Source organism: Amycolatopsis aidingensis, assembly GCF_018885265.1.
In the GTDB taxonomy this organism is placed as follows: domain Bacteria; phylum Actinomycetota; class Actinomycetes; order Mycobacteriales; family Pseudonocardiaceae; genus Amycolatopsis; species Amycolatopsis aidingensis.
The window spans coordinates 3,600,983-3,622,162 of the sequence record NZ_CP076538.1 but is presented as its reverse complement, the minus strand read 5'-3'; the positions used below and the strand labels follow the sequence as shown (position 1 = coordinate 3,622,162).

General features: G+C 69.8%; 23 protein-coding genes and 1 pseudogene. 7 read left to right on the top strand and 17 right to left on the bottom strand.

From position 1 onward, the window contains the following. Positions 1-29: 29 nt before the first annotated feature. On the top strand, positions 30-728 hold the full coding sequence (locus KOI47_RS16575) for an esterase/lipase family protein (protein WP_216216839.1): 699 nt from the start codon (positions 30-32) through the stop codon (positions 726-728). Positions 729-752: 24 nt separating this feature from the next. On the opposite strand, the gene KOI47_RS16570 is transcribed toward KOI47_RS16575, so the two are convergent. The 11 genes from KOI47_RS16570 to KOI47_RS16520 all read right to left on the bottom strand — a co-directional run bounded on the left by KOI47_RS16570 (position 753) and on the right by KOI47_RS16520 (position 12,567). Continuing rightward, entirely contained in the window at positions 753-3,068 is a 2,316-nt protein-coding gene (locus tag KOI47_RS16570) for an ATP-binding protein (protein ID WP_216216838.1), read from the bottom strand. Between the two features lie 3 nt (positions 3,069-3,071). Further along, a complete protein-coding gene (locus KOI47_RS16565) occupies positions 3,072-3,809 on the bottom strand; it encodes a TetR/AcrR family transcriptional regulator (protein WP_216216837.1) in 738 nt (245 codons plus the stop codon). A 140-nt stretch (positions 3,810-3,949) separates the two neighbouring features. Next, positions 3,950-5,038: an alpha/beta hydrolase gene (locus KOI47_RS16560; protein ID WP_216216836.1), complete on the bottom strand. Its 1,089-nt coding sequence runs from the start codon at positions 5,036-5,038 to the stop codon at positions 3,950-3,952. After that, positions 5,038-6,156: a serine hydrolase domain-containing protein gene (locus KOI47_RS16555; RefSeq protein ID WP_216216835.1), complete on the bottom strand. Its 1,119-nt coding sequence runs from the start codon at positions 6,154-6,156 to the stop codon at positions 5,038-5,040. Before KOI47_RS16555 ends, KOI47_RS16560 begins: the two co-directional genes overlap by 1 nt. Further along, entirely contained in the window at positions 6,153-7,031 is an 879-nt protein-coding gene (locus tag KOI47_RS16550) for a WXG100 family type VII secretion target (protein WP_232376784.1), read from the bottom strand. The genes KOI47_RS16555 and KOI47_RS16550 overlap by 4 nt, the downstream gene beginning before the upstream one ends. Beyond that, positions 7,028-7,360 (bottom strand): type VII secretion target, encoded by a 333-nt coding sequence (locus tag KOI47_RS16545; protein ID WP_216216834.1) that lies wholly within the window; start codon positions 7,358-7,360, stop codon positions 7,028-7,030. Before KOI47_RS16545 ends, KOI47_RS16550 begins: the two co-directional genes overlap by 4 nt. Then, the gene (locus KOI47_RS16540; protein ID WP_216216833.1) at positions 7,357-7,704 is read right to left on the bottom strand and encodes a YbaB/EbfC family nucleoid-associated protein; all 348 of its coding nucleotides are present in this window, start codon (positions 7,702-7,704) and stop codon (positions 7,357-7,359) included. Before KOI47_RS16540 ends, KOI47_RS16545 begins: the two co-directional genes overlap by 4 nt. Before the next feature lie 16 nt (positions 7,705-7,720). After that, on the bottom strand, positions 7,721-8,545 hold the full coding sequence (locus KOI47_RS16535; protein ID WP_216216832.1) for an ESX secretion-associated protein EspG: 825 nt from the start codon (positions 8,543-8,545) through the stop codon (positions 7,721-7,723). Beyond that, a complete protein-coding gene (locus KOI47_RS16530; RefSeq protein WP_216216831.1) occupies positions 8,542-8,898 on the bottom strand; it encodes a hypothetical protein in 357 nt (118 codons plus the stop codon). Before KOI47_RS16530 ends, KOI47_RS16535 begins: the two co-directional genes overlap by 4 nt. Beyond that, positions 8,895-10,043 (bottom strand): hypothetical protein, encoded by a 1,149-nt coding sequence (locus KOI47_RS16525; protein WP_216216830.1) that lies wholly within the window; start codon positions 10,041-10,043, stop codon positions 8,895-8,897. Before KOI47_RS16525 ends, KOI47_RS16530 begins: the two co-directional genes overlap by 4 nt. A gap of 121 nt (positions 10,044-10,164) precedes the next feature. Further along, positions 10,165-12,567 (bottom strand): helix-turn-helix domain-containing protein, encoded by a 2,403-nt coding sequence (locus KOI47_RS16520; RefSeq protein ID WP_216216829.1) that lies wholly within the window; start codon positions 12,565-12,567, stop codon positions 10,165-10,167. Between the two features lie 215 nt (positions 12,568-12,782). Between KOI47_RS16520 and KOI47_RS16515 the strand changes: the two genes are divergently transcribed. After that, a complete protein-coding gene (locus KOI47_RS16515; protein WP_216216828.1) occupies positions 12,783-13,883 on the top strand; it encodes an ArsR/SmtB family transcription factor in 1,101 nt (366 codons plus the stop codon). On the opposite strand, the gene KOI47_RS16510 is transcribed toward KOI47_RS16515, so the two are convergent. Continuing rightward, positions 13,871-14,509 carry a C39 family peptidase gene (locus KOI47_RS16510; protein ID WP_232376783.1) on the bottom strand — a complete coding sequence of 213 codons (639 nt, stop codon included), beginning with the start codon at positions 14,507-14,509 and terminating at the stop codon, positions 13,871-13,873. The genes KOI47_RS16515 and KOI47_RS16510 overlap by 13 nt on opposite strands. Between KOI47_RS16510 and KOI47_RS35655 the strand changes: the two genes are divergently transcribed. The 4 genes from KOI47_RS35655 to KOI47_RS16495 all read left to right on the top strand — a co-directional run bounded on the left by KOI47_RS35655 (position 14,415) and on the right by KOI47_RS16495 (position 16,124). Beyond that, positions 14,415-14,669, top strand: coding sequence for a hypothetical protein (locus tag KOI47_RS35655; RefSeq protein WP_232376974.1), 255 nt, complete (start codon positions 14,415-14,417; stop codon positions 14,667-14,669). The genes KOI47_RS16510 and KOI47_RS35655 overlap by 95 nt on opposite strands. 379 nt (positions 14,670-15,048) lie before the next feature. Then, entirely contained in the window at positions 15,049-15,192 is a 144-nt protein-coding gene (locus KOI47_RS35650) for a hypothetical protein (RefSeq protein ID WP_232376782.1), read from the top strand. A gap of 87 nt (positions 15,193-15,279) precedes the next feature. Continuing rightward, positions 15,280-15,594: a nuclear transport factor 2 family protein gene (locus tag KOI47_RS16500; RefSeq protein WP_216216826.1), complete on the top strand. Its 315-nt coding sequence runs from the start codon at positions 15,280-15,282 to the stop codon at positions 15,592-15,594. A 314-nt stretch (positions 15,595-15,908) separates the two neighbouring features. Then, positions 15,909-16,124, top strand: a complete 216-nt coding sequence (locus KOI47_RS16495; protein ID WP_216216825.1) for a hypothetical protein — start codon at positions 15,909-15,911, stop codon at positions 16,122-16,124. An 8-nt stretch (positions 16,125-16,132) separates the two neighbouring features. On the opposite strand, the gene KOI47_RS16490 is transcribed toward KOI47_RS16495, so the two are convergent. Next, a complete protein-coding gene (locus KOI47_RS16490; RefSeq protein WP_216216824.1) occupies positions 16,133-16,393 on the bottom strand; it encodes a hypothetical protein in 261 nt (86 codons plus the stop codon). A 207-nt stretch (positions 16,394-16,600) separates the two neighbouring features. Here KOI47_RS16490 and KOI47_RS16485 point away from each other — a divergent pair, with 207 nt between their 5' ends. Further along, a complete protein-coding gene (locus KOI47_RS16485) occupies positions 16,601-17,251 on the top strand; it encodes a response regulator (protein ID WP_216216823.1) in 651 nt (216 codons plus the stop codon). Here KOI47_RS16485 and KOI47_RS16480 read toward each other — a convergent pair. The 4 genes and pseudogenes from KOI47_RS16480 to KOI47_RS35640 all read right to left on the bottom strand — a co-directional run. Continuing rightward, positions 17,218-18,351 carry a hypothetical protein gene (locus tag KOI47_RS16480; RefSeq protein ID WP_216216822.1) on the bottom strand — a complete coding sequence of 378 codons (1,134 nt, stop codon included), beginning with the start codon at positions 18,349-18,351 and terminating at the stop codon, positions 17,218-17,220. The two genes, KOI47_RS16485 and KOI47_RS16480, sit on opposite strands and share 34 nt — an antisense overlap. Next, positions 18,344-19,486: a sensor histidine kinase gene (locus tag KOI47_RS16475; protein ID WP_216216821.1), complete on the bottom strand. Its 1,143-nt coding sequence runs from the start codon at positions 19,484-19,486 to the stop codon at positions 18,344-18,346. The genes KOI47_RS16480 and KOI47_RS16475 overlap by 8 nt, the downstream gene beginning before the upstream one ends. A gap of 25 nt (positions 19,487-19,511) precedes the next feature. Continuing rightward, positions 19,512-20,117, bottom strand: a complete 606-nt coding sequence (locus KOI47_RS35645) for an ATP-binding cassette domain-containing protein (RefSeq protein WP_232376781.1) — start codon at positions 20,115-20,117, stop codon at positions 19,512-19,514. A gap of 260 nt (positions 20,118-20,377) precedes the next feature. Continuing rightward, a pseudogene (locus KOI47_RS35640) lies at positions 20,378-21,082 on the bottom strand (ABC transporter transmembrane domain-containing protein); the annotation flags it as partial. Between the last annotated feature and the right edge of the window lie 98 nt (positions 21,083-21,180).

Here is a 21,180-nt window from a genome sequence, read left to right as displayed (position 1 = left end):
GCCGGGCCGGAATTTGAGGAGAAGGTGTCATGAAACGTACGCGTCGCAGCGCCGCGGCCGTCGCGGTCGCTGTTGTGGCTGCCGTCGGACTCACCGTCCAGTCGTGGATCCCCGCAGCGGCGGTTTCGCCGGCAGCTGCCGAGAGAGATCCGGTGATTCTGGTTCACGGGTTGTACGGCAGCCCGGGCAACTGGGGCGAGGTGACGGTCTCGTTGAAGCAGGCCGGGTATATCGACGATCAGGTCTTCACGCTCGGGTACGACTCGAGGACGCAGTCCAATGTCGTCACCGCGGAGCAACTCGGCGCGAAGGTCGATGAGGTTTTGGCCCGTACTGGCGCGTCGACTGTGGACGTGGTGGGGCACTCGATGGGCAGCCTCAACAGCCGCTACTGCATCAAGTACGGCGCGTGCGGGGGGCACGTGGATGACTGGGTGTCGCTGGCCGGCCCCAACAACGGCACGTTCAGCGCATTCCTCTGCGCGTGGCGAGTGACCTGTCGCGAAATGCAGCCCGGGTCCGGATTCATCACGAAACTCAACGCTGGCGGGACGTTGCCCGGCGACGTCGAAGGCACGGTGATCTGGTCCCCGAACGACGGCGTGGTCATGCCGGCCACCAGTTCAGTGCTGGACGGCGTGCACAACATCAAGGTGCCCGGAGTCAGTCATCTCGCGATGTTGCGAGACGACAAGGTCGCCGGGCTGTTGGTGGCGGCACTGGCGTGACGGGACGCCGCGCGGTCCGCGGGCTCAGTTCCCGTCGTGGACCGCGCGGCGTTCGACGACCCACGCGGTGAGCTGTGTGCGGTTGCTCAGATCCAGCTTCGTCAGGATGTGCTGAACGTGGGTGTCGGCCGTACGCTGGGCTATGACCAGGCGGCGCGCGATTTCCCGGTTCGTCATTCCGGCTGCGACCAGATCGGCGACCTCTGCCTCCCGGTGAGTGAGCGGTGACGAAGAATGATGGACACCCGACACCCCCGAAGGGTCGTTCTCGCTCACCCCGGGGGCGACGTCGGCCGGGGTCAGCGACCGGCCCTCGGCGAACACGCACTCGAACCGGTCGATGCCGAGCGCATCGCGCGTGGCGTCGCGAAAGCCCCGGTGCGGGATCGACACGGCGACATCAGGTGCCGCTCCGCAACGCTCCCACATCGTCGCCGCCGCGCCGAACAGCCGCGCCGCCCGTGCGTACCTGCCTTGGCGCGCCGCGACCCAGGCCAGCCCGTCGACCCGGTAAGCGGCGGAGAGCCGGTCGCCGGTGCGCAGGTCGATCCGCAGCGCCTCGCACATCGCCTCCTCGGCGACGTCCGCGTCGCCGAACCACACCTCGACGACGCCGATCCCGAACAAAGCCATCGAACGGTAGTGGCTGTCACCGGCGTCTTCACACAACGACAGCATCTGCCGCAGCAGGGCCCGCGCCAAGTCGAGGTCACCGCGGTAGGCCACCGAGATGCCGAGGATGAACAGCGGATGCATCTGCGCGCGGGTCTCGCCCCGTTCGGCGAAGGCCCGCACCGCCTCCGCGGCCAGTTCCACTGCTGGTTCGGTGCTCAGCATCGCGGCGAAGCTACGCACGTAGCTCAGGTGGGCGTGAGCCTCCGCCGCGTCGAGCTCGCCCGCCTCGTCCAGCCGCACCCGGGCCAGCGGCAGGTCGGAATGGAACAGCGCGCACAGTGCCGATGTGCTCAGCGCGAGCGCCCGCCCAGGCTCGTCCTCGGGCACGGCGGACAGCGCGCGATCGATCCACTCACGGGCTTCGCGTGGGGCGCCGCTCATCACCAGGTACTCGGACACGCGGGTCGCCATACGCAGCGCCACGGTGGCCTCGCCGGGCTCGGTGAGCGACCAGGCCAACGCGACGCGGAGGTTCGCGTGCTCGGCGCGCAGCCGGTCCATCCAGTCCCGCTGGCGCGGCCCGAACCATCCGGCGTCGGCGTCCTCGGTCAGCTGGAAGTAGTAGTCCCGGTGCCGGCGGGCGACTTCGGTGCCCGCGTTCTGGGCGACCAGCCGCTGGTGGCCGTAGTCGCGCAACGTCTCCAGCATCCGGTAACGCACCGTGGTGACGCCGTCCTCGCGCAGCAGCACGGACATGTCGATCAGGCTGTCCACGGCGGCAAGCACCTCGTCATCGTGCACGCCGGATCCCGCACAGACGTACTCCGCCGCGGCCAGGTCGAACGAACCGGCGAACACCGAGCACCGCGACCACACCGCGCGTTCGGTCTCGGTGCACAACGCGAAGCTCCAGTCCACTGTGGCCCGCAGCGTCCGCTGCCGTTCCGGCACGGTGCGGGCACCGGTGGTCAGCAGGGCCAGACGATCGTCCAGCCGCTGCGCGATCTGCCGCGGTGACAATGCCCGGATGCGAGCGGCGGCGAGCTCGATGCCCAGCGGCAGCCCGTCCACCTGGCGGCACACCCGGGCCACGTCCGGCCCGTTGTCCTCGGTCAGCCGGAACGAGGGCACTACCGACCGAGCTCGCTCGACGAACAGCTGAACGGCATCGCGGGCCGCCAGCGCATGCGCGGATGTGACGTGTTCGGGTGGGACGCTCAGCGGTGCCACCGTGTGGACGTGCTCACCGGCCACCCCGAGGGATCTGCGGCTGGTGGCCAGCACCACCAGTCGCGGGCAGCGGGCCAGCAGCGTGCTGACCAGCTCCGCGCAGCCCTCGGCTAGATGCTCGCAGTTGTCGAGCACGAGCAGCAGTTGTTTCTCGCGCAGATAGTCGGCGACGGTGTCCAGAGCGGGCTGGTGCGACCGGTCGTGCAGGCCCAGCCGGTGCACGATCAGCCCGGTGAGCAGGCTTGCGTCGCGCACCTCGGCGAGTGCCACGCCGAGGACGCCGTCGGCGAACGCCCGGCTGACCGTGGCCGCGCTGTGTTCGGCCAGGCGGGTCTTTCCCACACCGCCCGGACCGGTCAAGGTGACCAGCCGCGCGATACCGAGCAGCCTGCGAACCTCGGCATCCTCTTCCTTCCTGCCGACGTAGCTGGTCAGCTCGGTCCGGGCGCGCGCCCGGCAGTGGCCCTCGTCGGCGAGGTGAGCACAGGTCCACATCGGTCAGGCGCCTCGATCAGCATGGCCGCGCGGGGATCCGGGCCGCAGCATCCGAACCGCCAGCTCGGCGTAGGCGTTGGCGAGGTCGGCTGGCCCGTACTCGGGGGTGGGGGTGAACCAGTAGGGCGCCCGCACACCCATGCTCGAGATCGCCGCCGTGGTGGCGACGAGCTCGGTACCGTCGAACAGCCCTTGGTCGACGCCACGACGGCCCGCTTCGATGGCGATGTGCTCGGTACGTTCTCGGAGTGTGAGCGCCTCCGCGGCACGCGCAGGGGAGAGATGATGCAGTTCGTCGTTGGTGACGATGGCCAGCAACGGGTAGCTGACGTGGTTGAGCACATGGGTACGCACCAGCTCCCGGACCTGGCTGACCGGGTCGGGGCCACAATCGGCGAGCGCGCGCTCACACGCGGTCAGCAGAGCACGGTGCCCGATCAGGACGATCCGAGCCAGGATGTCCTCCTTGGCGGGGAAATGCTCGTACAGGCTGGGAGCTTTGATCCCGACCGCGGTGGCGATCGTTCGCACACTGGTGGCGCGGTAGCCATGGTGCGCGAACAGGCGCATCGACTCCAGCAGGATGCGCAGCTCGGTACCCGTGCTGGTGCCCGGTGGCAGCCGCGGTTCCACCGCACGGACCCTGGCCAGTGCGGTGAGATCACGGACAGGACGGTTCTCGCTCAGCAGGATGGTCCTTCCACAGGACAAGCCGCTATCGGCCTTGTCGTTGCGGCGCACGACAGCATCGTGGCAACTTCCCTAACAAGTGTTAGGGAGAATGACAGCATCCCTCAGCCCTGTCAACGCCTTGCCGCCGACTCCGCGCCGGATGGCGGGTGGGCTCCCGGGACCCACTCCCCCGGCGCGGAGCAGACTGCTTACGGGTGGCTGAGACCCGCCATGAGCAGCCCCACGAAGTGCCGCATGTCCGCCATCAGGCAGGCAGGCTGGGCGTGCTTCCCATTGCAGCCATCCGCCCAGGTGCTGCCGTCGCCGTAGTCGACGAACGTATGCGGGATTCCGGCTGCGACCAGGTTGTCCCTGGTGACCAGGTTGGTGTCGCGCGCCACGCGCTCGGCGACGGCCTGGGGGAGGTTGTCGGCAAGGTTTCCGCCGTTACCGGTGTACATCGCCACGCCCATATCGCGCAGCGGACCCACGTGCTGCGCGGGGCTTTTCGCGTTCCACACCGTATCGAACGGCCACACCGGCACTCCGAAGATCGCGTCCGGCGGAACCGTCGGTGTGCCGCTGCCGGGCAGCTGCGTGGTACCGACGACCGCCGCGCGCTGCACCTGGTTCAGCAGGTCGAGCCCGCCGGAGAAGCTTCCGACGTAACCGAACAACTCCGGCCTGCTCTCGGCGTAGTGGAACGCGCCGAAGCCGCCCATCGAATGTCCGGAGATAGCCCTGCCCTCCCGCGTCGCGACCGTCCGCAGGTTGGCGTCGACGAACGGGATCACCTGATCGAGGTGGAAGTTCTGCCAGTTCTGCGGACCGAGCTCGGCGGGCGGGTTGACCCAGTTCGTGTACCAGCCGCGGCCGGAACCGTTGGGAGCCACGGTGATCAGCGGGACACCACCGGCTGTGGAACCCTCGAACATCTGCTGGTTCAGCGCGGTGTCCGGGTAGTCGGGATGGCCGTGCAGGTGGTACTGCACCGGGTAGCGGGTCTCGGCAGCGGACTCGTAGCCTTCCGGCAAGGTCACCATGATCACGTGCTCGCCGGAAACCTGTCCGGTCATCGCCGAGTACCGAGGCACTTCGTCCGTTCGCACGACGAACTTGAACGTGCGCTCGTTCGCGTCCACCCACCACGGCTGCTTGACGACGGTCAACCCGTGGCCATCGGTGAAAACCGGTGGCGCGACCGAAGCCTGCGCACCCGGCGCGGCTCCGGTAAGGCCGAGCACGCTCACCAGCGCGAACACCATGCCGAATGCTGCCAACGTGATACGCCGGGTCATCAGGATTCTCCTTCACACAGGGCGGCGTCGACCACGTCGGCGGCCGCAGGCTCTCGCGCGACGATGTTGGCGTTGGTCAGCACCGACGCGAACCGGCCGTCATCGGTCACCATGGTGATCGACGCATGCCCGGTGGCCAGCAGGCCGTCGTGGCCCCACGCGGCACCACCACACGAAAGAGGCAGCGTGTACAGGCCCAACCCGTAGCCTGCCTGCGAACCCGGCGCGATCGGCACGGTGGTGCGCATGTCGGCAAGCATCCGCTCCGAGACCAGCTCACCATCCATCAGCGCACGGTAGAACCGCACCATGTCCTCCATAGTGGACGCCATCGCGCCGGAGGAGCTCCACCTGGACAGCTCGACCAGGGTCGTCGCGTCGAACCAGAAGAACATGCCGAGCAACCGGCCACCCTGATAGCCCGGCACGTATGGTGCCGGCAGTGCCCGCTGCCCCGGCGCAGGGAAAGAGGTACCGGTGAGCCCGAGCGGCTCGATGATCCGCTCGGTGATCGCGTCCCCGACGTACCGGCCGGTGCTCTTCTCGATCAGCATGCCGAGCACCATATAGCCCACATTGGAGTAGTTGAGCGATCCGCCGGGCTCGGACACCGGAGGATCGTCCATCGCCGCTCGTACCAACGCGGCCAGCTCGTACGTACCATCCGGTTCCGGCGCCGCGCCACTGGGCTCACGTGGCAGTCCGGCGGTGTGGTTGAGCAGCTGCCGCACCGTGATCTCGTTGCCGTCGTAGTTCATGGTGAGCACACCGGGCAGGTACTCCTCCACCGGCGCGTCGAGTTCGACAAGACCTTCTTCGGCCAGCTGGAGCACCACGACCGCGGTGAACGTCTTGGTCTGGCTGCCGATCCGGAAGTGGTCGGCCGAGGTGATCGGCCGATCCTCGCGGATACTGGCCGACCCGCTGGACAGCGTCCATGACTCGGTGCCCTTGCCCGCGTGGACGGCCGCCCCCGGTCCTGCCTTCCGGTTGTACTCCTCGAGCGTGGTCCTGGTGTCCGCGTGCTCGTCGGCCCACGCGGGTGCGGCGGGCACACCGACGGCGAGGGCGGTACCCACGACGATCCCGGCCAGCCACCGCTGAGTCGTTCTGGTCATTCGGTCGTTCTCCCCTGTTCTGTCGAATCGACGTTCCCGCTCACTGCCTTCGGTTCCTGGCCGCCTGCCAGTTCGCCGATGACACCGAGCCCTTCCCTGACGACCTCGAGCGCGCCGACCGCACCGTTGACCAGCTGCATGAGGTTGTCGCCGCTGGTGAGCAGGGCGGCCAGCTTGGCAGCGATCCGGCCCCCGTAGTCGACGGCGATGGCCACGCACCGCGGAATCGCCTGCGCGATACTCGCCCCGAACGTCGCGGGCGCCGCCGCGATCGCTTCGGTCATGATCGGCACGATCTTGCCGACCGCCTCGGTGATCAACCGGGTGACGATGTCGACGACCTGCGCCACGACCTCGCCCGCGGCGATCATCGCCTTCGAGTTGGTCGCCGCTGCCTCGGCCACCGACGCGATCCCCTCGGTCAGCGTGGTGGCCGTTCCCGCGTAGTTCGCCTTGGCGTCACCGGCCCACTCACCGGTTTCACCGTCCACCGTGGCGCTGTACTCGTCGGCAACGGAGTTCGCGTCCCGCGCGGCGGTATCGTACTCGGCGGCTGGGCCCGACACCGAACCCGGCTCGCCACGCAGCTGGCCGAGCGGCTCCTCGAGGAAGGAGATCATCGGGGTGAGGAAGTCGCATCCCGCGCTGGCCAGTGCGGACAGCGGGCTCGCCGTGGAACCGAGCATGCCGAGCGAGACGACCGGCTCCCCCGCCAGCTCCACCGACAGCCATTCCTTGCTGTCGACGGCGGCTCCCGCCAGCCGCAGGTCCGCGAGCGCCGTGTTGATCTCCACCACCGACGGCTCGGAGTCGCCGGGCTCCGGCGAACCCTCGGTCCCGGCGTGCTCCCGGGTCGGAACCGACGTCCTGTTCATCCGATGTCCTCCCCCAGGCGCGACCCGATATCGTCGAGGTTCGCGGCATGGTCCTCGTCCGAGCGCTGGTACTGGTCGGCCGCCAGCCGCAGCCCCTCGCTCACCTTGTCCACAGCAGACGCCGTATCCGCGAAGGCGCCCATCGTGTCGGTCATCGCGGCGCCGAGTCCCGCCGTGATGAACTGCGGGAACACGCCCAGCGACCCTGCCGCCATTCCGGCAGGCAGCCCGGAGCCGATCGAGGACAGCCGGTCGGCGCGTTCGGCCAGCCTGCCCGCGTGCGCGCGCAGCTGGCCGGGGTCGACCTCGTACGACCGCCGTATGGTCATCGCACGACCTCCGCGGGCAGGTGCTGGGTGAGCTGGGTGAGTGCGGGGCCGTCGCCGAGGTAACCCGCCATCACCTCGGCCATCCGTGCGGAGGCGAGGCGCTGGGCTTCCCGTGCGGTGCTGACGATGAGCCCGGCGAGTGCGTCGGCCTCCAGCTTGCGTGCCGCCGGTGTCAGCGCGAGCTCATCCAGCGCACCCCCTGCGTTCACCGACACCGTGACCTCGCCCCGCGGCGACCTCGCGGTAGCACCTGCCTCCCGCAGGCTGTCCCGGGCCTGCCGTGCGCCGTGCGCGGCACGCTCGAGGCGGTCGCGGTAGTCCGCCAGCCACTGTGCTGGATCCATGCTGATTTCCTTCCTCTCACCGTGTCGACTGGCCGCCGGCCGGGGCTGCCGCGGCACGCAGCAGCTGAACGAGTTCGTCCTGCCGTAACGGATTGATGCTCACCCAGCCGTCAGCGTCGTTGTCCACCCTGACTCTCCCCTTTGAGCTGTCCAACCAGGACAGTTCAAAGGATCGCTCGACGGGGCCGTCACCCGCCGGCAGGGTGACGGCCCCGAGCTGCCCCCGCCCCGTCACCGAAGGCAGGAGGTTGACCAGCGCGTCGACAGCGCCGTCGCCGCCCCCGCGTTCCCGGACCAACGTGCGTATCCGCTTCCACGGGGAAGCGATGCCTGCCGTGCTCCTCAGCAGGCCGGCCACCGCACCGACGACGCCGGGCGGCAAGGTGACCGGCATGGCAGGCGCGGCCGCCACGCTCGGGATCTGCTTCGTGAACTGCGCGGTCAGCGCGGCCGCCGGGACGGTCGCGACCGTGACCGGTCCCGGTGCGCCGCCGATCGACTGGCGGCACACCACCGCGCGTTGCTCGTGCAGCATGGCCACGACCCCGGCCACCGTGCCACCGGCGACCACGACGAGATCGATCGCGTTCCGGTGCTCGCACAGCACGGTGACCAGGTCCGATGCGGCGCCGGACGGCCCGTGCCCGGTGGCCAGGCCACGCTCGGCCAACGTCCGGCCCGCCGCTGCGAGCAGCCCGTTGCGCTCGTCCTCCGTCCGGCCGCATGAGGGCACTCGCAGCGGAAACGGCAGGGGCCTGCCCGCATAGGTGCTGAGCAGGTCCAGTTCGGCCAGTCCGAAGGGAACTCCGTGGCCGGTTGCCGGTTCCGCGGTGATCGTCATGCGGGCCGCCCCGGCGGGTCGGTCGCGGACTCCCCCTTGGCACGGATGTCCTCATCGGACTGGTTCTCGTGCTCCAGGTATTTCTGCCTGGCACGGTCGAGTAGTTGCCGGTACTCCCGTACCTCCCGCTCCGTCGCCTCGATCTCGCCCGCGAGGCCGGAGCCGCCCGCGGCCGCGCGCAGCAGCCTCGCCAGCTGCACGGCAGGCGGAGCGGTGCCAAGCATCGGCAGCCGCTCGGCCAGCCTGCTCGCGGTGGCCACCAGCTCCCCGGTCAGGTCGCCAAGCTCGGCCAACGTGGTGATCCGCTGCTGCAGCAGGTCCAGCTCGAGTTCGATTCCGCGCCCTTCGCTCACCGGTACTCCTCCAGCCCGAGGCCGATGACCGCCTCGCTGTCCGGCTCCTCGAACGGGAAGAGCTCGTGGTCGATCGTCGGCATCTGGTTCTCGTGCTCGTGTTCGTCCGATCCGCCGCGCGCGCCTGCACCGGGCGGCACCATCCCGCCCATCGCACCCGGGCGCGCCCCGGCCGCCTCCGCGGCGGCCCGCGCCGCCGCGGCACCGGGCCCGCCCGTCAGTTCCATCGCGGCCATCCGCATGCCCGGTGCCAGCTGGTTGGCATAACTCATCCCGGCGGCCCGGCCGGTCCTGGCGAGGGCGCGCGTCCCGCTGGACAGCGCGCCGACGGCGGCGCCGGCCACCGTCGGCGCGCCGTTGCCGTGCCCGGATCCGACGAGGCTCTGCCACGACCGCGGGCCGTCCGTGGCCGCGCCGGAGTACGAGGGTGCGGCAGCGCCGCTCGGCGCCGTGGCCGCCGCCGGGATCGTGTCCTGCGCCGTGCCGATCAGCTGGCCCGAGTTCGTCAGGCTGGACTCGTAGGTCTGCATCGCCCGGACCGCCTGCTGCTTCTGCATGTCGGCCGCGTCGGCGCCGAGGTAGAAGCTGAACCCGGCACTGCCCACCGCACCGAAGGCGCCGCCGGGGTCGGCGGTCGGTACGGTCGGCGCCCAGTTCACCGGCGCGCCGGCCTGCGGGGCCGCGATGACGTCCGCCCAGTTCGCTGCCGCGTCGCTCAGGGGCGCCTCCGCGGCGCCCGGCGGCGAAGGCATCATCGCCCGTGCCCTCGCCAGCGCGTCGGCCGCCTGCTCGGCGGCCTGCTCACCGGCGTGGGCCAGCTCGGCGATCTTCTCGACCCGGTCGGCGAGCGCGGCGAGTCTGCGCGCGGCCTCTTCGGCCCCGCTGCCCTGCCAGCTGTCCAGCAGCGCGGCCCGCTGCTCGCGCAGCACCTCGGTATGGTTGACCAATGCGGCCCGGTGCTCGGACCACTCGGCGGCGATGGTGCTGACGTCGGCGACGTCAGCGTCCTGCCACAACATCTGGTACAGCGCCTCGTGGCTGTACGCCTCCCAGTTCACGCCGCCCGCTTCCGGCGTCGGCTGCCCGGTGTACAGCTCCCACACACCCGGCGTGCCCGTCGCTCCCGCTGACGTCTCGCTCGCCACCCCAGATCCCCTTCCGGTCGCCAACCCCTCGTCGGCGAACCGATGTTCACCGCAGCGGCGGCAGCGTGGAAGGTCACCGGGCGGCCATTCCTGGCCGGTGCACCTGACCAGGTAAAAGGCATCAACGGCCGGTACGGTAGGCCTTCGCGAGGTGTTGTTGGAGGCGCGCGTGGCGGAACTGGTAGACGGCGCCGGACTGCCGCAGCACGCCTCGCCGGTAGGCGTCATCGAGGAAGGTGTTGACCGCCCACGGCATCCTGCCGAGCAGCGGGAGGCGGAGGCGGGTGAACACCAGCCAGTGCCCCCACGCTGTGAAGGCCACGATGTAGGCCATGCCTGTGCTCAGCCCGCCCATCAACCCGACCAGCAGGCCGACCCGCAGGTTCCAGTGCAGTGCCCAGGGTGGCGCCACCAGGGTCCGCGCGCCGCCGACGGCCGCGAAGCCACCGAAGGCGATCGCGAGCCCGAGTGCGAGCGCGAGTATGCCGCTGAGGCGCAGCGTGGTCGTCCGGTTGGCCGCGAGCAGGTCGGCGGGGCTGGTGGCGGTAGTGAGGTTGGCCGGCGCCTCCAGCGCGGCGGCGAGTGCCAGCACCGGGCCACATACCAGGCCGAAGGTGACGGCGTAGATACCCGCGTCGAGCAGGGTCGCCCGCACGGCCATGCCGGAGTCGAGGACGGAGGTCCATTCCGGGGACACCGCTTTCACCAGCACGCCCGCGAGCGCGAGGCCGACCCCGGCGACGGCGCCGCCCAGCGCTCCGGCCGCGAACCGGGTGGCGATCTTCCGCCGGAAGCCGGGTTGCCTGCCCGACCGGTCGAGCAACCGGACCCGCACGCGCGCCGGTTCGAGCACCCTGCCCTTGCGCACCACCATCAGCAGGTACAGCAGGCCACACGGAACACCGATGACCAAGCCGATCACGGGACCGTCGACGAGGACGACACGCCAGTGCACCGGTTCGCCGGTCAGGAGCGCGTGGGCGGGGGTGAACACCAGCCAGTCGACCAGTACCGCGGCCAGCCACACGACGGCTGTCACGAGCAGCACGCGGGATGAGCGGCGAGGTGAGCCACCCATCCGCCACCATTCGAGGTCACCGGTGCCGCGCCGGTCGAGGTCGTCGGCGAGGAATCCCAGCCAGCGCCGGACCCGGTCGACGCCCCAGTCGCGCTGGTTGCCATCGGCGCGGGCGGAGGCAGCCTGCCCGCCGTACACGGTAGGCACGAAGCTGTCGAGCAGATGCTCCTCGATCGCCTGTGCGGTGGGGAACCGGGTCGTGTCCAGCAGCTCGGTCGGGTCACGGTCGCGTGAGTCGCTGTAGACCGTGCGGGCAAGGCCCACCATGAGTGGGGTCGTCAGCACGGCGGCCAGGTTGGCGGCCGGGCTCGCCTCGGCCTCGGCTCGGTCGCGCAGCTCACCGATGACGGTGTTCCACATCGTGGTACCGCTGCCGTCGCCGGTGCGGACACGGCGGGCGGTGCGGGGCAGGTAGCCCGCGAGGTCGTCGGGGGTGAGGTCGGTCAGCTCGACCACCGCAGCCGAGGTCAGCACGTCCACCGCCGTCACGGCCCGCTCGTACTCGTCGGAGCGGCTGGTCAGCAGCAAGGGCATCGACAGGGAGTTCAACGTTTCCAGCGCCGGGCGGTGCAGGCCCTCGGCGAGCTCGTCGAACCCGTCGAGCACGGGCAGCACGCGCCCGGTGTCGACCAGCACGGCCGCCAGCGTCGCCCCGCCGGGCGCGGCCGTGGCGAGGCCCGGCTGGTCCCGCTGCAGCATCTCGACCAGCCAGGTACGCAACGGCATCGCCGTCGGGTCCCACGACCCGATGTTGAAGATCATCGGAACCGCGCCGCCCTGCGGCCGCGCGGCCAGCGTGTCCAGGACGAACCGCAGGGTCAGGACGGTCTTGCCGGAACCGGCGCGGCCCAGCACCACCATCCGCCGCGACGGCACCCGCCGGAATGCACCCGCGATGTCGCCCACCTCGCCGGAGAGCTCCAGCGGGACGGCGGTCACACCGGCCGGGACGCGGCAGATGTTGTCCCAGTGGTCGGCGAGGTGCTCGGGTGCCTGCCGCCACCGCACGGGCAGCGGGAACGGGTCGTGCACGCGGCGCAGCTCCTCCTCGCGCCGCAGCCGGGCGGTGACGACCCTGGCCAGGTGGTCGGCCGCCGCCGAAACCTCCGGCGGGACGGCAGGCAGCCCACCGGGTACCACCGCGGCCGGCGTTTCGGTCACCGGAGCCTGCCACCGGGCGGCGCCGGACGGCTCGGCTTCGGGTGGCTCCGGGGACGGCCGGTGCTGACCGTCGGCGGCGGACAGGAGGTCGCGGCGTTCGTCCTGGCTGACGTCGAGTGCGTCGGCGAGCAGCGTCACCGTGCCGATCCGCGGATCGGTACCGCTGCCGGTCTCGAGCCTTCGAATGGTCCGCACGCCGACACCGGATCGCGCGGCCAGCTCGTCCTGGGTCAGGCCCGCCCGGCGCCGCGCGTCGCGCAGGACAACGCCGAAGCGATTGGCCACGTCGGAGTTCCTCCAGGTGCACGGCGGGACGCTGCCGATCCTAGTGAGCCCACCGGCCACGAATGGCAGGTGGTCGACCTGACCGGTGGCCTCAGCGCCGCTCGGAGCCATTGCCCGGGCCCGTGAAGTCCGTACGCTGATCGACGCAGGAAAGACCGAACGTATAGGCCATTATACGCCGGTCGTGATAGTCCAGCCAGGGACCGGGGGCAGGCATGCTCCGTATGCACTTCACCGCCGAGGACCTCACGAAGATCCGGATCCGCCCGGATCCACACCCGTTATGGGAGGTTCTGCTGAGTCTGCACCTTGTGCAGACCCGGCACGACCGGCTGCTCTTCGGCCCGTGGCGACACGGCGCCAGGAACGCACTGCGTCCGGCCGAGGAGATCCTGACCACGCTGGCTCCACCCACGGGCTACTCGCCGGACTTCCTCACCCCGCCGACCGACAGCCCCGACATCGAGGACGGCCTCGAAGCGATGCTCAGCACCGGAAACCAGGCGCTACGCGCCGACATGACCCGGCTGGCCGCGCAGCGCAGGCTTCCGGCTTGGGCCAACCGGCTCGGCGGCGGCGACACCGGGATGCTGCGCCGAGTCACCGAGCGTATCCGCCGGTATCACGCCGAGGCGCTTCAGCCCTATGAGCAGGTACTTCGAGCCCACATCCGCGCCGACTGGGCGCGGCGTACGGAACTCGCCGCCACCAGCGGACTCGGCCAGGTCCTGTCCACGCTGCACCCTTCGATCCGGTGGCGTGCCCCGGTCCTTGAAGCCGGCTACCCGGTCGAGCAGGAACTGCACCTGGACGGTCGCGGCCTGGTACTGGTCCCTTCGTTCTTCTGCCGCCGCACCTCGATGACCTTCGCCGATCCGGACCTGCCGCCCCTGCTGGTGTATCCGGTCGACCCGATCCCGGGCTGGATGGCGGAACGGCAGGACACGAGCTGCGCATCGCAGTCCTCCGCCCGGCACGCGCGATCACTCGCCACGCTGCTCGGCCGGACCAGGGCCACGATCCTCCGGACCATCGCGGATACGCCGTACCTGAACACCACCGAACTCGCCCGCGCCGCAGGCACCTCCGTCGCGGGTGCGTCCCAGCATGCCGCGGTGCTCAGGGAAGCAGGCCTGGTGACCACCCGCCGGTGCCACGGCCACGCTGTACACGCGGTGTCCGACCGGGGAGCCATGCTGCTGGACCGGCCACCGGGGACGGCTGATCGACCGCCCGGCGCCGAACGGCATCATGGCCCTTCGGCCGTCCGTCGGACCGCCGAAGGGCCACGACACCACCGTCCTCAGGCCGAGTAACCCTTCGGCGGAATGAGCGTCGCAAGCTGGTTGAAGGTGAGCCAGTAGATCTTGTTCCCGCCGAAGTTGGCCGGGTCGGCGATCTTGACCGTCATGTCCGAGCTGTCATAACCGATTACCGTGAAGTAGTGGTAGACCGTGTAGTTCGGGTATCCGGGTGGATGGTTGCTCGGCGGGGCGACGATGTTCGCCACGATGGCGTATCCGTTGTTGATGTCCAGCACGATGTCCCGCCAGAGCAGGTCCCGCTGTGCCTGCGTTGGCGGGTCGTTCGGCATCTCCTTCGTCTCGTACCACCCTGTGCCGAGGTTCTGGTTCAGCACCCTGGTGACCTGGCCGATCCAGTCGGTGCCGTTGGTGGTTGTCGGCAGCTGGGCTGCGAGCGTCGCCTGGCTCGGCGGGTTGCTCCGGCGCGCCGAGATCGCGATCCGGGTGGCGGCGGGGCCGCACCAGTACCCGGTCTGCTGCACCTGGTACTGGATGTCCAGCACGGCCGCCGTACCGACGTCTCCGACGGTTGCCGGAGCAGGCATGTCCCGGACCCAGCCCGGCGGCGTGACGACATTCTTCGGGGTCGTGATCCCGGTGTCCGCGATTCTCGTTTCCGCCCCGGCCATCGCGGGCATAACAACCAAACCAGACGCGGTGACCACGGTCAGAACCAACGCTTTGAACCTCATTAACCCACCCCTTCCGCGTACCGAATCGCCAACGAAACAACATGCCAAACAATTGGCGCACTCAATATACGACCGGCCGGTAACCAGGAACATCGGTTTCAACTGAGGCTGAATCCGGCTGCTCGACCCGGTTCGGCCCACCCTGCCGAGGGCGCGACGGCCGGGGCGCTCAGCGTCGATACACGGGCTCCGATGCGGTCGCACGGATCGGAATCACCCAGGAGGGGGTTGCACACGGTGCCCTGTCTCGGTTGCAGGGTGACCTCACTCAGGTGAGCCAGGTTCGGCGCCTTTCGACGCCGCCACCGCCGAGGTGGGTACTGGCCGCCTACACCGACGGCTGCGCCAGCTACGCCGGCCGCCAGGCCGCTGAACACTTCACTCGCGTTGCCACCAAGGAGTTCACCGGCCGGGCATCTCGGTCAACAATATCGGACCGAGCCCGATGGACACCCCGTTCTGCCACCCGCAGGAGACTCGAACGGGTGGAGTTCCACAAGTCTCAGACCCTGGGTAACCGGCTCACCCAGATCGAGGACATCGTGCCATCGGTGGGTTTCCTGGCCACCGATGGCCGGTGGATCACCGGGCGGACCATCTTCACCAACGGCGGCTACACCACCCGCTGAACTGGCACAACTAAACCGGATCACGCAGGCTCGGGATGGTTCCGGATCGCTGGGACCACCCCGAGCCACCTAGGAAGGAACACAGTTATGGCCGACCTACCGACCAACCCGACCGTGCGCGCGTTCGTCACCGCGATCAACACCGGCGACCGGGACGCGTTCGACTCCCTGCTGGCCCCGGGAGCCGCCATGTCCGACGACGGCACAGACCGGAATCTCGACAGCTGGGTGGACCAGGAGATCTTCTCGGCCGAGGGCCGAATGGACGTCGAATCCGAATCCGACGACGGACGCGCCCTCATCGCCAGGTTTACCAACTCCAGCTGGGGCACAATGCGCACCCGCTGGCACTTCACCATCAACGACGGCACCATCACCCGCTTCGACACCGGCCAAGCCTGAACCACTCCACCCGCTGTTGCGCCACCGGCGCAACAGCGGGCCCGGCCGAGTCGCCGCGGCGCTAGCCGCCCTCATCAACGGCCTCCACACCCGCGGCATCCGGCCCAGCGGACACCAGCCGCAACACCCCGAACTCCCGGCCACAGCAGCGGCGCAGCCAAGGGTGTTCAGCCGGCATCTTGACCTCGACATTGGTTAATGTTCCAGCGTCGGTGGTTGATCGGCTGGTACGGAGGTGATGGACGTGCCAAGGCTGACGGAGTAAGGACGATCGGCGGAAGCCTAAGACCCACCTCGGCTGGATCGAACAGGCAGTGCGCAACGAGCGCGTACCCAGCGAACTTCTAGCGGACATCACCGACGAGTTCGCCCACCAGGTCAGAGCCATCCAGACCTACCCGGTCCGCGAGATCTACACGATGATCTCCGCGGGACGACCGGCCGAGGTCGGCCTACGCGGCTATCCTGCGGTACAGACAACTACCGCCGCGGGCAACTACCGCCGCGGGCGCGAACGATCAGCACAGTGAGGCTGTCCTCAACCTCCTCTTCGGCAATGCCGTACGGGGGCCGGATAACCCCTCCTGGCCCCGGGGATCCGCCCGGCCGCGACACCCAGCGCCCACAGGAACCCCTCCAGCACCTCACCGGGCGTGGCCGGATCCCCAAGCTCGTGGCCGCGCAGGCTCACCTGCAACGTGCCGTCAGGCAACCGGTCCTGCACCCGATGCTCCCACTGCACCGCCAGTGTCGTCTTGCGGATCCCCGCGGCACCGTCCCACCGAACCAGCCACCCCACCGCCGGTTCCGTTGCGAACACCCGCCTCGTCCGGCACAGACACCAGCGTGTCGCCACGACCGGACGTACTCCGCGTTCCGGTCCTGGCCGGCCGCGGCCCCGGCACGGGCGATGTCGAGCCGGCGCGCTGGCGAGCCCGTACACAATCATGATTACCTCATCGGTATCCGACGGTCCACGGCAGATGCCACGAGGAGGATGCCTCACATGGGTCGACCGGTGACAGTCAGCGTCATCGATGATCATCCAGTGGTACTGGCCGGCGTCCGCTCGTGGTACTCCCAGGCGATTCCGCCGATATCCGTTGTAGCCGAGGGCACGACCATGGGCGTCGCGATGACCCCTCCCGGCAACGCCGCCGACGTCGTTGTGCTGGATCTCCGTCTCGGCCCGGCCGCCTCGGTGTTCCATGACCTGCGCACGCTCGTCGAGGCTGATCGCCAGGTCATCGTCTACACCATGCGCGACGACCAGCAGACCGCGTTGAACTGCCTCGAACTCGGCGCGTTCACCTACCTGACCAAGGCCGAGGGCGCGGAGCACCTGGTCCCGGCGACGCGGGCCGCGGCGAGCGGGTGCCCGTACACACCTCCGGCGCTCGCCGGAGCATTCGCAGGCAACACCGCCCCAGACCGGCCCGCGTTGACGCCCCGCGAGGCCGAGGTGCTGATCGAGTGGTTCCAAAGCGAGTCCAAGGCAATGGTCGCCGAGAGCCTCGGCCTGTCGACGCGCACGGTCAGCTCCTATCTCGACCGTGTTCGGGTCAAGTACGCCAACGTGGGCCGCCCCGCAGCCACCAAGGCGAACCTAGTGGCCAGGGCGATTCAGGACGGGCTGGTGGCACTGGACGACCTGTGAACGGGGTACCTCGCCTCGACCCACAGCTTCCCACCATTGTGCGTTGCGGAGGCCGCCACGCCGGCGTCCGCTCCGGAAGGCAGCTCGATGTCCGGCGCGTCCGTAACCACGCTGACCCGCACCTGCCCCGCGTGGATCACGGTCACCCGTGCGGTCCGTCGCGCGGCCGCGATTCCGGCGATCGCAACATCGGTCAGCGCCCTGCGGACCCGTATCGGGAGCGACCGCGGAGTACCCCGCACGGCGAGCTGCACGGTGACCCCGCCACGCTCGGCCACGTCGATACCCGCGCGCAGTTCGTGCAGCAGCCGGTCGGACGAGGTTTCGTTCTCCGCGAACAGCCTGCGCAAGGTCGCCGCCCGCACCGCGCAGAGCCGCCGCGTCCGCTCGTCGTCGGGATCGAGCGAGCCATCAGCCAGCCCGCGCAGCACGGTGAGCACGTCCGCGGCGTGGTCCGCGTCCCGACGTCGCCGGTCCAGGCGGAGCTGAACGGACACGGCGTTCTCGGTCAGCACCCGGTCCCGTTCGCGTGCCGCCGCATCGGCCCGTGCCAAGTACCGCCGGAGCACCTTGATGCCCCATGACATCGCGAGTTGCAGCCCGCAGGTGATCACCGAGGTGATCAGCATGCCGGACGCGGCGATCCGGTCCGGCGGCTCGATGAGGATGGCCTGGATGGCGGTGAGCACCAGATGGGTGGCCAGGAACGCGCAGGCATGCACGAAGGGTCGCTCGATCAGCAGCATGACCCCGTGCCAGCCCAGTTCGGGGAAGGTCCAGTGCGCTTGCCGCACGAGCTGGTCTCCGGGCACCTGCGCGGTCAGCAGCACCGAGGCCGCAATCGCGACCACGAGCCCGGTACGCACCGCCCAGGCGGGCTGGGACCGGCCGCGCAGCACGAACCAGCCGATCAGCCCCACATTCGCGGTGAGTGCCGCGTAGCCCACGGCGGCCTGGTCTGCGTCCACATAGACGTCCCACGACGAGACGAGCGCGGGTAAAGAAAGTCCGAAATGGACAGCTACGAGCACGCCGAACGTGGCCAGCCGGGCGCCGTTCAGCACGCGACCACCCGGTGGCGGTGTGGAGGGGTCAGCCATCGGGCCACTCCAGCCGCACCGACGTGTGCCCGGGGCGCGAGCGGATGTCGGCCCGACCGACTACCGCGCGCATTCGTTCCTGGATCGAGTACCGGATCCCGTTCCGCGGCGCCGGCACGCTGTCCGGGTCGAAACCACGGCCGGTGTCCACGATCTCGACAGCCACTGTGCCGCAGCCGTCCTGCTCGACCCGGACCGTGGCTTCCGGTACGCCCGCGTGCCGTGCGACATTACGCAGCGCTTCCCCGGAGCTGGCCCGCAACGCGGAAGCGACAGTGGCTGGCAGCCATACCTGGCCATCGGCCGTCACGGTGACCGCGACGGCGTGTTCCTCGGCCTCCGCGGACAACGCCGTGCCCAGCTCGGTATCGGTGGTCGTGTCCTCGGTCCGGGTCAGCGTGTCCAGATCCCGCCGTGCCTGCGCGCGGACCTCGGCGACATCCGAGCCAGGTATCGATGCCATCAGCAGGGTGGCGCACGCGGTGTCGTGCAGGACGGCGAGATGCTCGCGCTCGGCGCGGTGCCGTACCTCGCTCACCCGCGCTTGCCTGCGGGCCTCGGCCACCTCCTCAGCCTTGCGGTCCCAGTCGCGAGCCCTGCGCCGGATCGCCTGGTACAACGCTTGAGACAGCACGGCCTCGACGAGCATCCAGGCGCCAAGGCCGAGATCGGCCGTCCAGCCATGAGGATCGGCCAGCGCGACACCAACCATGTCGATCGGTACCAGCAACGCGGCGATGGTGAGGCCGGGCAGCGGCGGGTAACACCACTGGTAGGTCACCAGCGCAATCGAGATCACCCCGCATACCCAGGTGTTGCCGTGCGAAACCGGCTCGGGCCCCACGGTCAGCGGCTGCGAGAGGCACACCCCCGCCAGCAGCACGAGATCCGCCACCACGACCGGGGCCGTCGGCCGAGCGCGCCGCCGGAGCAGCCAGCCGCTCCAGGTGATCATCGCGGCAACAATGAGCGCCGTCCCGGCCATCCCGCCGACGGGAACGGCGAGCACCCCCACTCCGCCGCACAGGGACACCACGACAAACCGCACCAACCGCGCGTAGCGGGCGGCGAAACCGCTGACCTCCCGTTCGGCGAGACCAGCGGAGCCGGGTGCGGGTAGGTGCGGCATCGGCATGGTGGGATTCTGCCCGCCAGCGCGTTCACGTCGACCAGTGGCCGACGAGCTCGGCGTAGGTATCCGAGTTGGCGACCAGTGCGGCATGCGATCCGTCCCGCACGCCGGTGCCGTCCAGCACCAGCACCCGCTGCGCGCGCCGGGCCGAGCTGATGCGGTGCGCGATGACCACCAGCGTGCAGCCACGGCTGCGAAACGCCTGCTCGGCGCGCGCCTCGGTGGTCTCGTCCAGATGGCAGGTGGCTTCGTCAAGCACCACGACCTCGGCCGAACCGAGGTAGACGCGGGCCAGTACCAGCAGTTGACGCTCGCCTGCGGAAAGCGTGCGCGGGAGCAGCTCGGCGCCGAGCCCGCCGAGGCTGGAAAGCAGCTCTTGCGCGCCGACGGCCGTCACGGCGCCGGTGATCGTCATATCGTCGGGGTGGTCGTCACGGTGATAACTGAGGTTGTCCCGCACCGAGCCGCGGAACAAGTACGCCTCCTGCGGAACGAGGACCACGCTGCGGCGTAGCGCCCCTGGTTCGAGCCGGTGCAACGGCGTGCCTCCGAGAGACACCTTGCCCCCATCCGGCTCGATAGCGCCGCACAGCACCGAGGCCAGGGTGGACTTGCCGATTCCGCTCGGCCCCACGACCGCGACGTGCTCACCGTGCCGGATATCCAGCTCGACCCCGTCAAGTACCGGGTGGGAATGCGGACCGTAGCGAAACGTGACCTGGCGCAGTGCCAGGTCGTAGCCGCGCGGGAACGAATGCCCCGCACCAGGGCTTGCGGCTCGGCCGCGTGCGCGGCGAGCCTGCGCAGGATCGTGGACAGCTGCAGCCCCATGTTGGCCACCGTCTCCATGAGGGACCGCAGCGCCGGTTCCAGCCCGGAGATCAGATACGTCGCGGCGCCGACGACCTCTCCCGTGCTCAGCGCCCCGGACGAGACCAGCCACGGGGCAGCCAGCAACAGCGCGACCAGTGGCATCCGTGCACTCAGGCTCACGACACCGACCCGTGCCGCACCGATGACCGCCGCGCCGCGTGCGGTACGCACGTGGGTGGCGATGTCGGCCGTCACCTCGCCGGTCGTCCGCCCTGCCGCGGCGCATGCGTGCACGTCGCGAAGGGCGGGAAGCACGGCTGCGAGCCTGCCGGAAAGCTGCTCCTCGCACGCGAGCGAATCGGCGTAGCGTTTGCGCCACTCGCGCGACAGCGATGCCACCACGAGCCCGCAGGCGACCAGTGCGGGCACGGTCATGATTCCGACCAGCGGGGCCAAGGTGAGCAGGCCGACCATGGCGGCGACGAGGCTGAAGGCGACCGTGCGCAGTGCCATCAGCAGGCCGGCCAGTAACTGCCGGACCTGCTCGGTCTGCCGGGTGAGGCGAGCCACCGATCCCGACTCGGCGGGCCTGTCCTCACGTACGGCGGTGTGCAGGGTACCGCGTACCACGGAGCGCACGAGGTGATCGCGAACCGCTTCCACGATCACCGACATCGGCCGGATGGCCTGCCGTGTGGCGAAACTGCCGAGCGCGATCACGGCACCGTAGCTGCCGAGCAGCAGCAGGCCATTGACGGCGCTGCCGGCGAGGAAACCGACGTCCACCGCGGCCGCGATCAGCCGTCCGGACAGCAGCACCGGCAGGGCGCCGAGCAGGCACCACAGGACAAAGGTGACCAGCAGGCGCTTGTGCGCGGCCAGCA

What these genes read in the sequence shown, in the direction of transcription:
- KOI47_RS16535 (WP_216216832.1), bottom strand. Translation starts at nt 8,545, where the DNA reads ATGACGATCACCGCGGAACCGGCAACCGGCCACGGAGTTCCCTTCGGA.
- KOI47_RS16475 (WP_216216821.1), bottom strand. Translation starts at nt 19,486, where the DNA reads ATGCCGATGCCGCACCTACCCGCACCCGGCTCCGCTGGTCTCGCCGAA.
- KOI47_RS16550 (WP_232376784.1), bottom strand. Translation starts at nt 7,031, where the DNA reads ATGAACAGGACGTCGGTTCCGACCCGGGAGCACGCCGGGACCGAGGGT.
- KOI47_RS35655 (WP_232376974.1), top strand. Translation starts at nt 14,415, where the DNA reads ATGTCCCGGACCCAGCCCGGCGGCGTGACGACATTCTTCGGGGTCGTG.
- KOI47_RS16540 (WP_216216833.1), bottom strand. Translation starts at nt 7,704, where the DNA reads ATGGATCCAGCACAGTGGCTGGCGGACTACCGCGACCGCCTCGAGCGT.
- KOI47_RS16570 (WP_216216838.1), bottom strand. Translation starts at nt 3,068, where the DNA reads ATGTGGACCTGTGCTCACCTCGCCGACGAGGGCCACTGCCGGGCGCGC.
- KOI47_RS16500 (WP_216216826.1), top strand. Translation starts at nt 15,280, where the DNA reads ATGGCCGACCTACCGACCAACCCGACCGTGCGCGCGTTCGTCACCGCG.
- KOI47_RS16480 (WP_216216822.1), bottom strand. Translation starts at nt 18,351, where the DNA reads ATGGCTGACCCCTCCACACCGCCACCGGGTGGTCGCGTGCTGAACGGC.
- KOI47_RS16555 (WP_216216835.1), bottom strand. Translation starts at nt 6,156, where the DNA reads ATGACCAGAACGACTCAGCGGTGGCTGGCCGGGATCGTCGTGGGTACC.
- KOI47_RS16560 (WP_216216836.1), bottom strand. Translation starts at nt 5,038, where the DNA reads ATGACCCGGCGTATCACGTTGGCAGCATTCGGCATGGTGTTCGCGCTG.
- KOI47_RS16485 (WP_216216823.1), top strand. Translation starts at nt 16,601, where the DNA reads ATGGGTCGACCGGTGACAGTCAGCGTCATCGATGATCATCCAGTGGTA.
- KOI47_RS16515 (WP_216216828.1), top strand. Translation starts at nt 12,783, where the DNA reads ATGCTCCGTATGCACTTCACCGCCGAGGACCTCACGAAGATCCGGATC.
- KOI47_RS16545 (WP_216216834.1), bottom strand. Translation starts at nt 7,360, where the DNA reads ATGACCATACGGCGGTCGTACGAGGTCGACCCCGGCCAGCTGCGCGCG.
- KOI47_RS16575 (WP_216216839.1), top strand. Translation starts at nt 30, where the DNA reads ATGAAACGTACGCGTCGCAGCGCCGCGGCCGTCGCGGTCGCTGTTGTG.
- KOI47_RS16510 (WP_232376783.1), bottom strand. Translation starts at nt 14,509, where the DNA reads ATGCCCGCGATGGCCGGGGCGGAAACGAGAATCGCGGACACCGGGATC.